Here is a 15,056-nt window from a genome sequence, read left to right as displayed (position 1 = left end):
TACACTAATCATTTATGAATTATTCTTTTCCTGAAATATAAGCCCATTTGTAGCTATAATCACCTGTAAACGGATGAGAGATAATTCCGTGAACATATGGTTTTTGTAGTGACATGAGTCCTGACTGATACATCGATGCGACGGAAGCATCTTCCTCCATAATGATTTTTTCAGCTTTTGCTAGTGCTTCCCAGCGTGCCTCAGGCTCCAATGCAAGTTCATTTTTTGCTTGGTCAATCAGTTTATCCAACTCCGGGTTTGAATAAGACATATTATTTTGCGGTGAACCTGTAACAAATAATTCTAGGAAGGTAATTGGATCTTGGAAGTCAGGTGCCCAGCCAGTGCTTTGTATATCGTAATCCTGCGCTGCATCCTTGTCCAATTTCACATTGAATGTAACTGGTATCAGTTTAATAGTAAGCCCTTTAAGATTTCCTTCCATCTGAGCTTTTAAATATTCATCCATATTTTTAGCAAGCTCACTGTCATTGCCAACTAATTCTAGCTCTAATTCAGTCAGTCCTTCTTCTTCCATTCCTTCTTGAAATAGTTTTGCTGCCTCTTCAGCGTTATACTTCGCCATGTCTCCATTGATATCACGAAAATCTTTTTTATTTTCATCGAATGTCAATCCTTTAGGCACTAGAAAATCACCTGGTATTGAACCGTTTGCCAGTATAGCTGATGCCAAATCCTCTTTGTTGAAGGACATAGCAATTGCTTTACGAATTTTCACATTTGAAAGGGCTGTTTTTTTACCATCACGTTCTTGGTTTAACTTTAAATAGTAGATAGTAGGTTTTAATTCTTTTATTACTTCTTCATGATTTGCATATTGAAGTGCAAATTCTCCAGATAATCCTACACGATCTTTTTCCCCATTCTCATAGAGGTTAACAGATGTAGCTGTTTCCTTCACTACGTCCACATTAACCTTATCCAACTGGACAACTTCAGCATCCCAGTAGGTTGCATTTTTTTCTAGTGACCAGGATAAGCCAGTCCCGTCCCATTCAGTTAGCACAAATGGTCCATTGTAGATAAGGTTATCTGAGTTAGATGCATATGAATTACTTTTTTCAGCTACATATTCCTCATTTTGAGGATAGAAGGTACCAAATGACATGAGGGACATAAAATAAGGAACTGGTCTTTCTAGCGTCACCTTTAATGTTTTATCATCCACGGCTTCAACGCCCAATTCTTCTTTTGCCATTTCTCCCATTGAAATTTGAGTTGCATTTTTTATTAACCCTTGCATCATATAAGGTCCATAGGAACTACCTGTCTCAGGGTCAATTGCTCTTCTCCAAGAAAATACAAAATCTTTTGCTGTTACTGGAGTGCCATTGGACCAGTTAGCATCTCGTAATTTGAATGTATAGGTTAATCCATCTTCTGAAACTTCTGGTTCACCTTCTGCCATTGCAGGCACAGGAATGTTTTCTTGATTTAATCGATAGAGCCCTTCCATTACGTTATTAAGGTAATTAAATGACACAGCATCGTCGGCCAAAACTGAGTCCATTGATGGAATCTCTGCACCCGCAACAAGATTTAATTCTTGTATTTCATCAAGTTCAGCAGAATCCTTCCCCTCAGTAGTTTCTGGCTCTTTCGTTGAACTCTCTTCAGTATTTTTGTCCTCATTGCAAGCAACTAGCAAAATACTTAAGATAAGTAGAAACACCCATAATAATTTCTTTTTCACTTCATTCATCCCCTTTTTTTAACACATTAAGCGCTCTATTAATATATTTCACTAATCGCAATAAATCAAATAAAAATTAGATTTTTTAGAATTATCTCATCATTCTTCGTCATAAATATGTATGTTAGCATAACTTTTGATTAATCAAAACCATATATTTCATTAAGCGCCACTTCTCTAACTTGATACTTTTTACTTTCATTTTGACAATAGTACAAGAAATAGCCAGTAAACTTTCGTTTACCGGCCTTTCTATTAGTTATTAAATATTTTATAGTCCTCTAGCCATCACCTTCACAATTTCGTCAATCACGCTTACTGTACCTGACTTATCTTGTACCAACACACTAAAAATATATTGTTCCCCGCTACTTCCTTCTATATAACCACTTAGCGTACTAACACCAGTTAATGAACCGGTTTTGGCAAAAACGTTACCTGAAGTAAGTGGATCTTTTAGACGGTTTCTTAGTGTGCCTCCTACCATTCTGTCAGGGTGAGCAGCTACTGGTAGACTATTAAAATAAGTGTCAAACCAATCTTCCTGTTGTATCTTAAGAAGTAAATCATTCATAGCCAAGCCGGACACGGAGTTTGCGTGAGACATACCAGAGCCATCCTCGAATTTCCAATCAGACATATCTAAGTTAATGGAATTACCGTACTGCTCCATCACCTTTAAGCCGGCCTTCGTGCTTCCATGATTGCCCTTGACCTTGCCCATTGTCTTAACCAATATATCCGCAATACCATTATTACTTAGCTTCATATAAGGAATGAGTAGTTCTCTTAGTGGCATAGATTCTTTTACTGATATTAGTTCAGCGCTTTTAGGAGTAGCTGCTCTAAAGAATTTGTGTTTCTTATATTCGATCCCAACATCTTCTAAAACCGCTTGAAACATCGTTAATGTATGAGTAGTTGGGTGAAGCATCGTTACCCACTCTCTTTTGGTCTTATCGATTGGTAGATTGCCACTTATGACAACTTGATTTGTTCGATAAGATCTTTCAATGGTAATTGTATTACTTTGGCCAGCCGCAACGGTTTGTGCTTGATTGACAATCTCTAAATCTCCTAGATGAGGAGTTGCCTTTACGGTAGGAGCATTCCCGATTGCAGAACCATTTACATCTATAATAATGGTTCCAGAATCATAGTCAGCATTTGGCGAAGTAGTCAATGCCGAAATAGGCGCAGCATAGTAATACGATTCATCGTTTGCCCATATACCAGGTGTTAACAAATCATCATCAAACCACTTGTCATCTCCGACAATTCTTCCATCAATCGTTTGAATACCTTTAGCCTTCAGTGTTTGAGCAAATTGTCGTAAATCTTCCTCCATTAAGGTTGGGTCGCCTTGTCCCTGTAGATAGACATCTCCTTTTAATACTCCATTAGATAGCTTACCGCTCGTATAAAGACTTGTTTTAAAACGATAATCTTCTCCTAGAACATCTAGTGCTGCAGCAGTTGTGATCAGCTTCATATTGGAGGCAGGTTTAATAGGTGTATCACCATTATAGTCATACACCACTTCACCAGTCATCCGGTCCATAATCGCAATACTTACTTTTGCACCTGACAGTTTTTCTTGAACGATTGTCGAAATGGATTCACTTAAAGCATCCTCTGTTGTTACCTCTGCTTGAGCTAATTGCCCCATTCCAAACATGCTCACAAATAAGACCCAAGCCATCAAAAGGCTTGCCCACCTTTTCCTCATAATCTTCCCCCCATATCAATTTGTAATAATAGTTTAGGGACATATTCCACTTAAAGAAGAAATTTCCTTCCAACAAGTAAAAAAGAGGATTTTCGGAGTGGTATGGTAAGGAAAGCATCTATCAATATTCCTATGATAATTATGTCTATTGAATTAGTATGAGAGAGTATTTGCTGTTTTAGTCGAACATTCATTGTCTCTGCATGTATCGATTTTCCGTAATTTATATATTCCTAAATACGGTTGGCAGCAATTCAGAAATCTTATCTGTCCTTAAGGATGTATCTAGAGATATGTAGGGATTCTCTTCTTTTGTAACAATCACTGGGCAAATGAAGGTACTGTCGAATCCAAGCTGCTCCACTCTCTTTTTATTAAAAGTATAATAGCTTTCTTTTTGTGGTGGACCTGCATGAAGAATGCCTATGACGTTATTTTTACTTAGCTCTATCAAGGCTTCTGATAGATTATGGACATTCACAAAAGACCTAAATACATTTTCCCACGCGTTATACTGCTTATTTTCTTTTATATGTTCAATGATTTGGAGCGTACGTTTTTCTATATAATGATTGTCCCCATATAATGGTCCTGTCCGTACAATCACATAATTTGGATGGTTCTTCATCAAATATTGTTCTCCGGCATTTTTTGCATTTACGTAAATAGCAAGACGAGCTTCGGAAGGTAGCAAACCAGTGGGATCAAGCTCATCGTAATCACCCCTACCATCCACGAACACCGCATCAGTAGATATGAATATGAATTTGGTGACCTCACTCAAATGTATTACGACATTTTTCAGTCCAATTTCAATAAGCTGATCCTCGTTCTCCATGCTCATAAGACACCAAATGACGACATCTGGCTTTATGCTTTCTATTGTCTCTGCAACTAAATGCTTGTCCATTACATCTAAAGGAATGATTTTTTTTGCCACGTTTGACAACCTAGATGTTCCAACAACGGTTAGCGACTCGTCCTCAAGAGCCTTTTGAAATAAGGTGGATCCTAAAAAACCAGTGGCTCCAAGAATAAGTACTTTCATTTTATTGCTCCTTTTGTTTAGTTCAACGTTTTTCTAAATGAATAGCACCATTTGTCGTATTCAAATTTATTTTCATAAAAACGGTGGGCTTCTTTTCTTTGTAGGCCTGACTCTAAGGCTACGTACTCTGCTCCATTTTCTTTAGCATATTCATGTATGTATTTTAATAATTTCTCCCCGTAGCCGCCTGAACGTTGTGAGGTATCAGTTATTAAATCGTAAACAAATATATGACGTTTATTGTAAAAGTTCGTTCGCCAGCTATATCCGATTAAAGAAACCATTTTTTCTTGGACATAGAGGGCACACAACTTGTACCCATCCTTCTGCATTTCTTGCAATAAATCTATGTATGTTTCCAAGGTTAAATCCGTTCTCAGCTGATTCATTAAAGGAAAAGCTTCTGACCACTGATCTCTTGTACTTAGCTCTTCTACTGTTTCTAACATTATGTTCCCTCATTTTCTTATTATAAATTAAACTTAGCTCTTATAATTTGTGCCACTTCACTTGGACTCAAAAAAGTATTATCGATTCTTATATAATTTTCTCTATCTATTTCCCCAGGCAGTGAATTCAATCTATTGTTTCCCATTGTCGTTAGTAAATGATGTTCAGATAGCTTCACGTTTCTTTTTGTTGGTTTACATTCTAAACGACTTGGCGCCTTGTTTCTCTGGAGCCTTTCTTCTACATTCGCTTCTAACTCAATAAAATAAATGGAAACACCTTTGGAGGACATCATTTTACAGATATTCTCTATATCATCCCAATCCTCTTGTTTGTCAAAATACCATATCTTCGTAAAGATCATTCCATCCTGATTACTTTTCAAAAATGAATGAAATATCTCCATTCGAAACTGGTGAGTCAGTCTCCACATTTCCTCACTAAAGCCAAAAAGTGGCTCTAGCAAATCTATTGTCATATGGTTGTGAAACAGCTTTAGACCTGTTTCCCTCGCAAGCTCCTGTCCAACTGTCATCTTGCCCACTGCTTAGGGTCCAAATATAAAAACAAACTTATCCATTTTAGTCTCCTATCTGCTAATCTTCAATAATTAACATATTATTTTCATCAAACTCCCAGGAATCTGCGTGGGTAACCTCCCAAAAATAGCCGTCAAGGTCAGTAAAGTAGCCACCGTAACCACCCCAATCGGTTGCTTTGGCTGTTTTTTGAATAGTTGCACCTGCAACATGAGCTTTTTTCATTAATTCATCCACTTCTTCTTTAGTTTTTGCATTATAAGCAAGTGTGAAGCCTGTAAATCCATTGGCTACCGTGGGTGGATTAGCTGAATCTATGTCCTTAGAAAGGTCTTCCAATGGATATAAAGCTATTTTAGTACCTTCATTTTTAAAGAAGATAATATGCGGACTTGATTCTGGTCCTCTTACAGCAGTAGCGAATCCTAGTTTCTTGTAAAACTCATGTGCACGGACGATATCCTTTGTCCCAAGTGTAATAATATTTATGCGATTCATTGTAATTCCTCCTAGGTATAGTTTCGAGATTGTGGAGATATTCCATCTTTCATTGAGCCAAATGTATGTCTATTAAAAGGATGTCCATAATAGTAAAGCAGAAATTGTACATTGGTAAACGATACTAATAACAAACAAGGAGTGAAAAAATGAAAAAGCAGGATGACTTTAATACAAAAGCACCTAAAAATGAAAAAATAACGATTGAAAACGGATCTACCTATCCAAACGGTAACCATGTTCCTGGTGACTCTGTTGATAAACATAAAGCACTCGAAGAGGCCAATATCATTCTAACTGGCGACGAGATCAAACAACAAAACGAAAATTTATAATTTTTTCAAATACTAGATGGTATCTCTTTCTAGTATTTTTTTATGGATTTTTCCTAAGTAAATTGGGACTCAAGAAACTGTCTTATTATAAATACTACAAAAGATTTTTCTTTCCTCCTTCCACTTCCTCCTTTTGTAAGTTAGCAGTTAAAATATATAGATTTAAATCATTCTATAAACATACCAAGCAATAATTTGGCAATTATTTAAGAACTATAATACAATCAATTATATGAGTCTAACGAATTAGGTCTAAGGACTCTTATTATAAGTTTTTATTTGAGGATAGGGGAGAAAAGATGAGTATCTATGATTTTGATTTTAAATTACCGGATATCAGTGGTAACTTGGTTTCATTAGAAAAATTTAAGGGGAATGTAGTGTTGATCGTCAATACTGCAAGCAAGTGTGGCTTTACATACCAATATGAAGATTTGCAAAAATTATATGCTCGGTATAAGGAGCAGGGATTTGTAGTCCTAGGATTCCCATCTAATCATTTCGATGACCAGGAGCCTGGTAGTAATTCAGACATTAATCAGTTTTGTAAGATAAATTTTGGTGTACAATTCCCAATGTTCTCTAAGGTAAAAGTAAGAGATCAAGAGGCCGAACCTCTTTTTAATTACCTAACGACAGTTAAGCCATTTAAAGGATTTAACAATTCTCATCCGTCTTCTCGAATACTAAGTTCCATCATTAATGAAAAGGTACCACATTATATGCAAGGAAATTCGATTAAATGGAACTTCACTAAGTTTCTATTAGATCGTAATGGTAACGTTCTACATCGTTATGAATCTACTACAGATACCATTGATATGGAAAAGGATATTGAAGCATTATTATAATAAGCATTGGTTTAAAGGGTAAAATTTTTTTATCAAAATATGATTCTTGTTTTTCGAATTCAAGAATCATATTTTGAAATGCTGGTAGACAATCTAAAGCTTAAATCGACGCAGTAGCAGATGAAGATGCTGCTTGGTCCGCCTTTACACAGTCAATCGCAATAACTAGAGAAATGATGATGGCTTCCATATCCTCTTTCCAGATTTCCACCTGATAGCTATCCCCCCAAGTGAACCATTCCTTACTAACTTGCCCTACCACTTCTCCGTGCTGTAACACCTGGAAATTCATATCCCACCAGTTACCATGCACCTCAATACCAGCTGCATCAATTGAATAACGAGCCTTCAAGAAAGAGAATTCCTTCTTAATCGTTAGTACTTCTTTTCCATTTACCTCCACAAAAAACTTCGGTAAAAAACTGAACATTTTTTTCGTAATGAGCGCTATTTCGTTTCTGGATGTATTTAAAATAGAGAACGTTTTGGGGATTTTCATAAAGCTGCCCTCAACGTAATATACATCGTTCTCCTGCTGATCCTTTACGGTGAACTTGCCACTTAGACTTAATACCTTTTGCTTTATATAAAGTTTTTTCATAATTTTTTCTCCTTTTGTTTCATTTAATAACTAGCAGATCTTGAATTTTTGGATAGCTTCCGAATGCATCACTATTGGAGCTTTATTTTATAGCTGTGCATAGATTTAGGAATACCTTTTATCTTAAAAGTACCATCGTAAGTTAAGTGTCTTACTCTATATTCTAAGAAGAATGGATCTATTATCTCTTTATTAAGTATTTCAGCTATGACTTCTCCTACGGGAAGAAACTCTTTTTCAGATTGACTGTTATGCAGCATTTCGGCAGTTGCTTGAATGAGGGAATCATAATAATTTTCTGAAACCCCTATTATTTCTCTGCCATTCCATATGCGCAAGACTTCCTTACTATCAACTAACTTGAACCATTCTTCGATATAGGTGGAACGCTCATTTGAGGAAAGTGGTAAAACATCTTTGTTTTGTTCGAATATTTTTTTAATTTGCTCCGAATGTAAATGAGAAGTATAAGATATAGCTATTTTATCCTCAGTTATCAAATAAATAGCATTTTTCTTCTCTCCTAATAAATAAACCATAAAACGGATCCCTATTTGTTCAGCTACATTATTTCCACACCATAGATATATAGGGATTGAATCGGCAATATCATCTATTTGACGTAACATATTGCTAAATTTACTGGCATAATTTCCTTCTTCCTGCTCGTCATTTATATGATCAAATAGCCATTCTTCTCGTATTTTTTGCTCTGCTCTTTCAACTAATTTTCCTAACGGGCCATAAGTTAAGTTATCTGGGATAGCGATGACTGTATGTGGCTTCGGAAGTCCTACCTTAAGAGACCCGGCTGCAGATTCCGAAGAAACTAAATGAATAGGTCCTTTAGATCTTTGATGTAACTGTAGAGACTCTTGGATGAAGGAGTTTATTTTTTCTACAATGTCACTCATTATTTCCTGCTTGATAAACCAAGTTCGTGAACGGAGAGGTCGATAATTTTCATGGTGAAACTCTTCAAATTCAGTTGGTGTATTAATCTCATACATCTTGCAGTCATAGTTCTTAAATTCAGTTGCTGTCAAATAGTTTTGAGTTTCTATTTTATATACAATGACAACATTCGGCTCAATGAAGAAATAGATAAATGGGTAATGCGTTTTTGTTTTTATAACTATATCTATTCCTCTTTTCTATATGGATTTGACTTCTTTTCTTTTTTTCATTAAGCGATATTTTTTCAATATTACATATATTTTACTTCAATACACAAAAATAAAACAGCTGATTATTCAGCTGTTTCATATTCCTTGTACAAATTTCACTTCATCGTATCCGCAATTATTACAAGTGATGAGATGTGGGCAAATTTCTTCCTTGCTTGTATGAGAATAACCGTCTGCCATTTTAATGGTGTCTAGGTCGTTGTAATGAGCATAGGGATCTAGAAAATCACTTTCCTTGCCAGCGTCCTCTAAAGGGTTAGTACACTTTGGACAGTTCTCTTCAAATTCATTGAATGCATTGCACAGTGGACACTCGGACATAAAGATTCTCCTTTTGTCTTTAGTATCCTTCCATTAAATTAAAATATGTATAAAAAGTGCCCCTCTATAAAGGATTATAGAGAGGCACTTGATTTTATTAAGAGTGAATAATAACTTCTTTTCCTTCTTTACGATCCTTTGCATATTCAGCAGTAGCTGTGAACAATACATCTGAGGATGAGTTTAAGGCAGTTTCACATGAATCTTGGATGACTCCAATGATGAATCCTACACCAACCACCTGCATAGCAATTTCGTTCGGTATACCAAACAAGCTACATGCTAATGGGATAAGTAAAAGTGATCCACCAGCAACTCCAGATGCTCCCGCAGCAGACACAGCAGCAAGGACACTAAGGATTAGTGCAGTAGCAATATCTACATTTATGTCTAACGTATTAACGGCAGCAAGGGTTAAGACAGTTATTGTAACTGCTGCTCCAGCCATGTTAATAGTAGCTCCTAAAGGAATGGAAACAGAGTATGTATCCTTGTTCAACTCTAACTTTTTACACAATTCCATATTTACAGGAATATTAGCAGCCGAGCTACGCGTAAAGAAAGCTGTAATTCCACTTTCTCTTAACGTGCGGAATACTAATGGATAAGGATTTTTCCGTACGTATAAGTAAACAATTAAAGGATTAATAACTAAAGCTACAAATAGCATACAGCTTAATAATATAATAATTAATTGGCCGTATTCCGTTAAAGCAGAAAGACCATTCGTTGCGATTGCATCAAAAACCAGCCCTAAAATACCAATAGGAGCAAGCTTGATCACCCATTTCACTAATTGTGAAATGGCATCTGAAATATTAGCTATAGCAGTTTTCGTTGTTTCTGCAGCATTCTTCAGAGTAAGTCCCAAAAGAATAGCCCATGTTAAAATTCCAATATAATTTGCATTTATAATGGCATTTACCGGATTATCAACTACATTAAATAGAAGAGTTTCTAATACCGCTACAATATTACTTGGAGGTGTAACATCCTCTACTCCAGTTGTAAGCGTAAGCGTAACCGGAAATAGGAAGCTTGCAAGAACACCAACAAGTGCTGCAAGAAATGTTCCAATTCCATAAAGTATAATAATTGACTTCATGTTCGTTTGCTGACCACTTCTATGAGACGAAATTGCATGAATAACTAGGAATAATACAAGTATTGGTGCAACAGCCTTCAAAGCACCAACAAATAAAGCACCAAAAATAGTAACCCAGCTTGCAGCTTCAGGTATTGTTAAAGCTAGAATAACACCTATTAGAATACCCAGTAAAATTTGTTTAACGAGACTTACTTGGTTCCATGTATGTAAGAGTTTTTTCATGTTGTTCCCTCCGATATTAAACATGATAGCATATTTAACGATGTACCTGCTCTTTGATATGTTAAAATTTTATGATTAATTATATATAAATGCTAGTTTAACACGAAAATTATGAATTGGTAAACAATTATTTCGAAATAATATTTTCCAATTGTTACAAGTGCCTGGCACCTGTAACATAGCACAAGTAACTTAACAATATTGAAACCGATAAAGATTTAAGCGCGTCATGTATGTAAGTTGAACAAGATTAGATTATAGTAGTGATAAGATATTATTATAAGGAGTAGTGATAGATGGAAACGAAAGACTATCTTCATACACATTTAGAAGAGATAGAAGCCTGGGAGAAAGATCAGAAGGGTTTATGGATTTGGGAAAAGCTCGGACGTCTTCCTTTTAAGGTCTTAGATAAGTTAACTCCTGCTTTTATACAAGAAAAAATTGGTTTACTTGTCTCTGAAATAGGCAGCTATATACAAACGGGTGGTAAATACTTAATCAATGAACAAACGATGATTAATAAGATTAAATCATCTACTCCTTACGACCCTATAGAGTCTATAGAGGATATTGGGAACATTCCATTAAAAGATATGATCATACTGAGTGAAAGGTTACAAAAAGGACGTGTGAAGTTTGCTACTCTTCAGGGTGCGACTACGGGGGTTGGTGGCATATTTACACTAGCAATCGATATTCCCGTGATTCTTGGTACTGCACTAAAAACTTTGCAGGAAATTGCGATTATTCATGGGTATGATCCAAACGACAAACAGGAGCGTGTGTTTATCATTAAGTGTCTGCAATTTGCGTCTGCTGATATCGTTGGAAAAGAATCCATTTTAAATGAATTATCGGTTCTTCATGAAAATAAACCGACGTCAGAAAATATGCTGTCCCAGTTAAAAGGCTGGCAGGAAGTATTTTTCACCTATCGTGATCAATTTGGGTGGAAAAAGCTCTTTCAAATGGTACCCATAGCCGGAATTATATTTGGAGCATTTGCAAATAAAGGAATGATCCAAGATATAGCAGAGGCTGGCATCATGCTTTACAGGAAAAGAAGAATTTATGAAAAGCTCAATGAATTAGAAAGTGATCATACAGATATATAATAATCTTCCACGAAAAAGTAAAACATACAGTGTAACTTTTTCGTTTTTTTGTATGCTTAGAGGGTAATCGGACGGTTTTATCTCATGATCGGTCGGTTTCTCTAAATAATCGGTCGGTAAACTTCATTAATCGGAGGGTTTTTCCAAATAATCGGTCGGTCTGCTTCATAATTAAATCAATTTCTACCATTCTTTATCTTGTCACTTTTTCTTGTTCTATATTCCTTTCTATCTCATAAAATATAGAGATTCTATTTCAGAATTAATTTATTTGATAAAGGGGAAAAGCACATGTTCGCAGTACATTTTTATGAAAATAATATAATTGTATTAACTCAAGCATTAAGAAACATTCCTGTAGTAGACGAAGAGTTGAGAATTAAAGGTCGCAAGTGCAAGGTACTAGACGTCTCCTATAATGATAATAATCATGTGCATGTTCAAATAGAATTTGAGAAAATAGTGGAGAAAAGTAAGGCCGCACTCGAGCTTGGCAAGAAGAAAAAGAGATAACATATAAAAAGAGGAGAAAGTGAATACTCACTTTCTCCTCTTTTTCTAATACCTTACTTGCCTGGTTTCCCCGGCTTCCCAGGTTTAGGTTTTTCAGGTTTCCCCGGTTTATCTGGCTTTCCAGGTTTCCCCGGCTTCTTTACTTCCTTTTCATAGCTCAATTTAAAATCATCAAAATAAGCAGCTGTTGTAGTAAAGTAATTGGATGTTCCAGCAAATAGACGAGCATATTTTGCCCCCTCTGGAGCTGTAACCGTCGCTTTTACCGTCTGCCATTCCTTATGACCGTTACGGATATGGATAATATTTTCACCATCTCGATCACTACCTACTTGTATTCCCTTTTCGTCAAAATAACGAATAAAGAAGCTTACGCTGCCATCTTCTAAAAAGAGATTAGTAGAAGCTGTATACTCGACTCCTTCTTTTATAGAAATCAAATCAGTTTGTGCGAAAACAGTTTGCTTTTGATCGGTATCATTAATTTTTAAGCTGTTCTTACCAGATTTTTTACGTAAATCGCTTATTTCAAAGGATGCATTGGATGGAAATGCACCAAATAAGGATGACCAACCTGGTATGCTTCCTTTCTTGACCTTGTCTTCGAATCCTGCATTTTTAATCGGAACATTGACAGTCTCATAAATCGGTTCCTCAGGATTTACAACTTCTCCACCATCCACTACAGGAATCATAAATAGATGAGTTGCATCGCCGTCTATATAATAGATATTTTCATTTCCTTCTTTGTCATTCGCTAGAACCATAAAGTCAATTTCAGGTCCTGAATTGATCAATGAAACATGGTCTAAGTTTTCAGAGGAAGGGTCTATTACCGTAAGCTTTCCACCTACATCTGTGTATAGCAGACCATCTTTTCCAATTTCAATATGGACCGGTCTCCACATACCCCTATTTTTTATCTCTGGATATATATTTTTATACTTTATCACTTCATGAGTCGCGGGATCCATTGCAAAAATAATGCCGTCCACTGCACCCCATAATGTTCCGTTATCATCAAACGTTAATCCACTAATTATTGGAGGAGCATCTAATTCTGGAATATCTAATTCAAATTCCTTCAATTTTTGCTCGCTTTCTATATCCCATATAAACATTTTTGCCTTTGAGGTGCTCGGAGGAATATCAAGTCCTCCTCTTACTGTAGTGGAGCCGTAAATTAAACCGTCCTTATGGGCTAATCCAACAATACTTTGATCCTGAACCACATTACGATAAGTTTTTCTATCTCCCGTAACTGAATCATAAATCGTAAGTGCCCCCCCTAACTTTTGATAATCCGGTATAGTACCGATTAATAATTTATTTTCTACAAATTTCATAATGTACGGCCGATCCTGCTGCTCCGGCTTAAGATCAAAAAGTGTTTCTATCGCCATTGTTTCTGTATTCATCCTTTGAATAGCAGCACCTCCGTAAATCCCAAAATATAAATCGGTCCCATTTCCCGCTACAATTCCCTCTGCCTGTCCCTGGGAATACGTTACAAATTGCCCTGTTTGGATATTATATTTCGAACCCTTTGGTCCCCCAGGATAAGTAGTCATATAAAGATTACCATCTGGACCTTCCCCAAGGTTATGAAGTTTAAGTGGAAGTGCTTGCATAGCCGTTGGCAGGGTAACAGTTTTATTTGTCTCTAGATTTGCAGCAAATATTTGGCCTGTCCTATTCATTGTGACTAGAGAGAGACCTGGAAGATCTTCTCTTCCCATATCTACAAATGCTCCTCCTCGTAAGCCAGCTCCATATCTAATCCCTGTTTCACGCGTCTCTAATGTATTAATATCAACTTCTACAATGTGACGATTGTGAATTACATATGCCTTATCTCCATTGACCGGTAACTGGATAAAACCAAAGCTTCCAAAATCATCTGCTGATCCATCATGCAGTTTTCCAAGCTTTTTATCTGACACCCATTCTTGGTTAATCAAATCATAAAAAAGTATAGCCGATTCGCCTCCGTCATCAAAACGAGCAAATAGATAGTTACCGACGACAGCCATATCATAAACGAATTTAATCTGGCTGACAGGCTTCCCTAAAATGTCAGGTACATTTTTTGTTATTTCTTCTTTTTCCATCGTTTCTACATTAATACGATAAACCTTTCCTTCCACTCCTAAACCAGCATATAAGTATCCATCATGATATTCGAGAGAACGAATATAACTAGCATTGTCAGCATCAATCTTTCCAAAGTCAACGAAAGACTTAGTGGCACCATCATACTTATAAATACGCCCATTGCCTTCCGCATACGTACCAATATATGCGTTTCCATTATCATCCGTAGTACTACTCCATGCTTGGTGTCCAGCATTAGGTGTTCCTAGCTTTTCGACAATCTTTGTTGTTGGAGAATAGCTCCAAAGCTCTCCTACATTTCCTTCTCCGAGTGCAGCAATATACACTGTCCCATTAGAAGCAATAGTATGACTCCACACTTGAGATACCTTTGCTAACTGCTGAGAAAATATTAGCTTATTATCCTTTACATCTACTACATTAAATACACCACCATTTGCTGTGGCATAAACTACATCTCTACCATTTTCTTTTCCAAAAGCAGCGTTTAATAGAACAACTTCTGAGGCACCTATTCCGAGATTTACAGGGGACTTAAATCCCCTATCCTTAAGCTTTGCTATTACATCTTCTTCTACAGAATTAGCAAAACTAGTCATAGGCAAAACAGCAAAGACTAACATGATGCTTAGAAAAAGAGAAACAGCACGAATAAATTGTTTTCTCCCCATTAAACAACCTCCTTTATCAGTATAATTACAATTTTC

At 36.3% G+C, this 15,056-nt stretch carries 15 protein-coding genes; 4 read left to right on the top strand and 11 right to left on the bottom strand.

Going from position 1 to position 15,056, the window contains the following annotated elements; translation table 11 throughout:
* Positions 1-19 precede the first annotated feature (19 nt).
* The 6 genes from Q0371_RS17330 to Q0371_RS17305 form a co-directional block, all read right to left on the bottom strand.
* Positions 20-1,714: a peptide ABC transporter substrate-binding protein gene (locus Q0371_RS17330; protein WP_298473436.1), complete on the bottom strand. Its 1,695-nt coding sequence runs from the start codon at positions 1,712-1,714 to the stop codon at positions 20-22.
* A gap of 271 nt (positions 1,715-1,985) precedes the next feature.
* Positions 1,986-3,443: a D-alanyl-D-alanine carboxypeptidase/D-alanyl-D-alanine-endopeptidase gene (gene dacB, locus Q0371_RS17325; protein WP_298473433.1), complete on the bottom strand. Its 1,458-nt coding sequence runs from the start codon at positions 3,441-3,443 to the stop codon at positions 1,986-1,988.
* A 223-nt stretch (positions 3,444-3,666) separates the two neighbouring features.
* On the bottom strand, positions 3,667-4,491 hold the full coding sequence (locus tag Q0371_RS17320; RefSeq protein ID WP_298473430.1) for a sugar nucleotide-binding protein: 825 nt from the start codon (positions 4,489-4,491) through the stop codon (positions 3,667-3,669).
* Positions 4,492-4,508: 17 nt separating this feature from the next.
* A complete protein-coding gene (locus tag Q0371_RS17315) occupies positions 4,509-4,940 on the bottom strand; it encodes a GNAT family N-acetyltransferase (protein ID WP_298473428.1) in 432 nt (143 codons plus the stop codon).
* A gap of 20 nt (positions 4,941-4,960) precedes the next feature.
* Complete coding sequence (locus Q0371_RS17310) at positions 4,961-5,476, bottom strand: shikimate kinase (protein ID WP_298473424.1); 516 nt, start codon at positions 5,474-5,476, stop codon at positions 4,961-4,963.
* Positions 5,477-5,537: 61 nt separating this feature from the next.
* Entirely contained in the window at positions 5,538-5,978 is a 441-nt protein-coding gene (locus Q0371_RS17305) for a VOC family protein (RefSeq protein WP_298473421.1), read from the bottom strand.
* 149 nt (positions 5,979-6,127) lie between these two features.
* On the opposite strand from Q0371_RS17305, the gene Q0371_RS17300 reads away from it, so the two are divergent.
* Both Q0371_RS17300 and Q0371_RS17295 read left to right on the top strand, forming a co-directional pair.
* Entirely contained in the window at positions 6,128-6,313 is a 186-nt protein-coding gene (locus Q0371_RS17300) for a hypothetical protein (protein WP_298473417.1), read from the top strand.
* Positions 6,314-6,612: 299 nt separating this feature from the next.
* Entirely contained in the window at positions 6,613-7,164 is a 552-nt protein-coding gene (locus tag Q0371_RS17295) for a glutathione peroxidase (protein WP_298473414.1), read from the top strand.
* Positions 7,165-7,264: 100 nt separating this feature from the next.
* Here Q0371_RS17295 and Q0371_RS17290 read toward each other — a convergent pair whose 3' ends face one another.
* The 4 genes from Q0371_RS17290 to sstT form a co-directional block, all read right to left on the bottom strand.
* Entirely contained in the window at positions 7,265-7,765 is a 501-nt protein-coding gene (locus tag Q0371_RS17290) for an LURP-one-related family protein (protein ID WP_298473411.1), read from the bottom strand.
* 71 nt (positions 7,766-7,836) lie between these two features.
* Positions 7,837-8,811: a DUF1835 domain-containing protein gene (locus Q0371_RS17285; protein WP_298473409.1), complete on the bottom strand. Its 975-nt coding sequence runs from the start codon at positions 8,809-8,811 to the stop codon at positions 7,837-7,839.
* Between the two features lie 216 nt (positions 8,812-9,027).
* Positions 9,028-9,273, bottom strand: a complete 246-nt coding sequence (locus Q0371_RS17280; RefSeq protein ID WP_169358687.1) for a hypothetical protein — start codon at positions 9,271-9,273, stop codon at positions 9,028-9,030.
* Positions 9,274-9,370: 97 nt separating this feature from the next.
* Positions 9,371-10,603, bottom strand: coding sequence for a serine/threonine transporter SstT (gene sstT / locus Q0371_RS17275; protein ID WP_298473405.1), 1,233 nt, complete (start codon positions 10,601-10,603; stop codon positions 9,371-9,373).
* Positions 10,604-10,899: 296 nt separating this feature from the next.
* Between sstT and Q0371_RS17270 the strand changes: the two genes are divergently transcribed.
* Together Q0371_RS17270 and Q0371_RS17265 are read left to right on the top strand one after the other, a co-directional pair.
* Positions 10,900-11,721, top strand: a complete 822-nt coding sequence (locus tag Q0371_RS17270; RefSeq protein WP_298473402.1) for an EcsC family protein — start codon at positions 10,900-10,902, stop codon at positions 11,719-11,721.
* Between the two features lie 291 nt (positions 11,722-12,012).
* Complete coding sequence (locus Q0371_RS17265) at positions 12,013-12,234, top strand: hypothetical protein (RefSeq protein ID WP_298473399.1); 222 nt, start codon at positions 12,013-12,015, stop codon at positions 12,232-12,234.
* 53 nt (positions 12,235-12,287) lie between these two features.
* Here the strand turns inward: Q0371_RS17265 and Q0371_RS17260 are convergent, their stop codons facing one another.
* A complete protein-coding gene (locus Q0371_RS17260; RefSeq protein ID WP_298473396.1) occupies positions 12,288-15,020 on the bottom strand; it encodes a carbohydrate binding domain-containing protein in 2,733 nt (910 codons plus the stop codon).
* Positions 15,021-15,056 lie beyond the last annotated feature (36 nt).

It is taken from the genome of uncultured Psychrobacillus sp. (assembly GCF_938022135.1).
Lineage (GTDB): Bacteria > Bacillota > Bacilli > Bacillales_A > Planococcaceae > Psychrobacillus.
Note: the sequence above shows the minus strand (reverse complement) of the source record. Positions and strands in the feature narration are given on the sequence as shown.

Excerpts from the sequence above, each read along its gene's own strand:
- Q0371_RS17265 (WP_298473399.1), top strand. The coding sequence starts at position 12,013 with ATGTTCGCAGTACATTTTTATGAAAATAATATAATTGTATTAACTCAA.
- Q0371_RS17295 (WP_298473414.1), top strand. The coding sequence starts at position 6,613 with ATGAGTATCTATGATTTTGATTTTAAATTACCGGATATCAGTGGTAAC.
- Q0371_RS17315 (WP_298473428.1), bottom strand. The coding sequence starts at position 4,940 with ATGTTAGAAACAGTAGAAGAGCTAAGTACAAGAGATCAGTGGTCAGAA.
- Q0371_RS17305 (WP_298473421.1), bottom strand. The coding sequence starts at position 5,978 with ATGAATCGCATAAATATTATTACACTTGGGACAAAGGATATCGTCCGT.
- Q0371_RS17320 (WP_298473430.1), bottom strand. The coding sequence starts at position 4,491 with ATGAAAGTACTTATTCTTGGAGCCACTGGTTTTTTAGGATCCACCTTA.
- Q0371_RS17290 (WP_298473411.1), bottom strand. The coding sequence starts at position 7,765 with ATGAAAAAACTTTATATAAAGCAAAAGGTATTAAGTCTAAGTGGCAAG.
- Q0371_RS17310 (WP_298473424.1), bottom strand. The coding sequence starts at position 5,476 with ATGACAGTTGGACAGGAGCTTGCGAGGGAAACAGGTCTAAAGCTGTTT.
- dacB (WP_298473433.1), bottom strand. The coding sequence starts at position 3,443 with ATGAGGAAAAGGTGGGCAAGCCTTTTGATGGCTTGGGTCTTATTTGTG.
- sstT (WP_298473405.1), bottom strand. The coding sequence starts at position 10,603 with ATGAAAAAACTCTTACATACATGGAACCAAGTAAGTCTCGTTAAACAA.
- Q0371_RS17280 (WP_169358687.1), bottom strand. The coding sequence starts at position 9,273 with ATGTCCGAGTGTCCACTGTGCAATGCATTCAATGAATTTGAAGAGAAC.
- Q0371_RS17300 (WP_298473417.1), top strand. The coding sequence starts at position 6,128 with ATGAAAAAGCAGGATGACTTTAATACAAAAGCACCTAAAAATGAAAAA.
- Q0371_RS17270 (WP_298473402.1), top strand. The coding sequence starts at position 10,900 with ATGGAAACGAAAGACTATCTTCATACACATTTAGAAGAGATAGAAGCC.
- Q0371_RS17260 (WP_298473396.1), bottom strand. The coding sequence starts at position 15,020 with ATGGGGAGAAAACAATTTATTCGTGCTGTTTCTCTTTTTCTAAGCATC.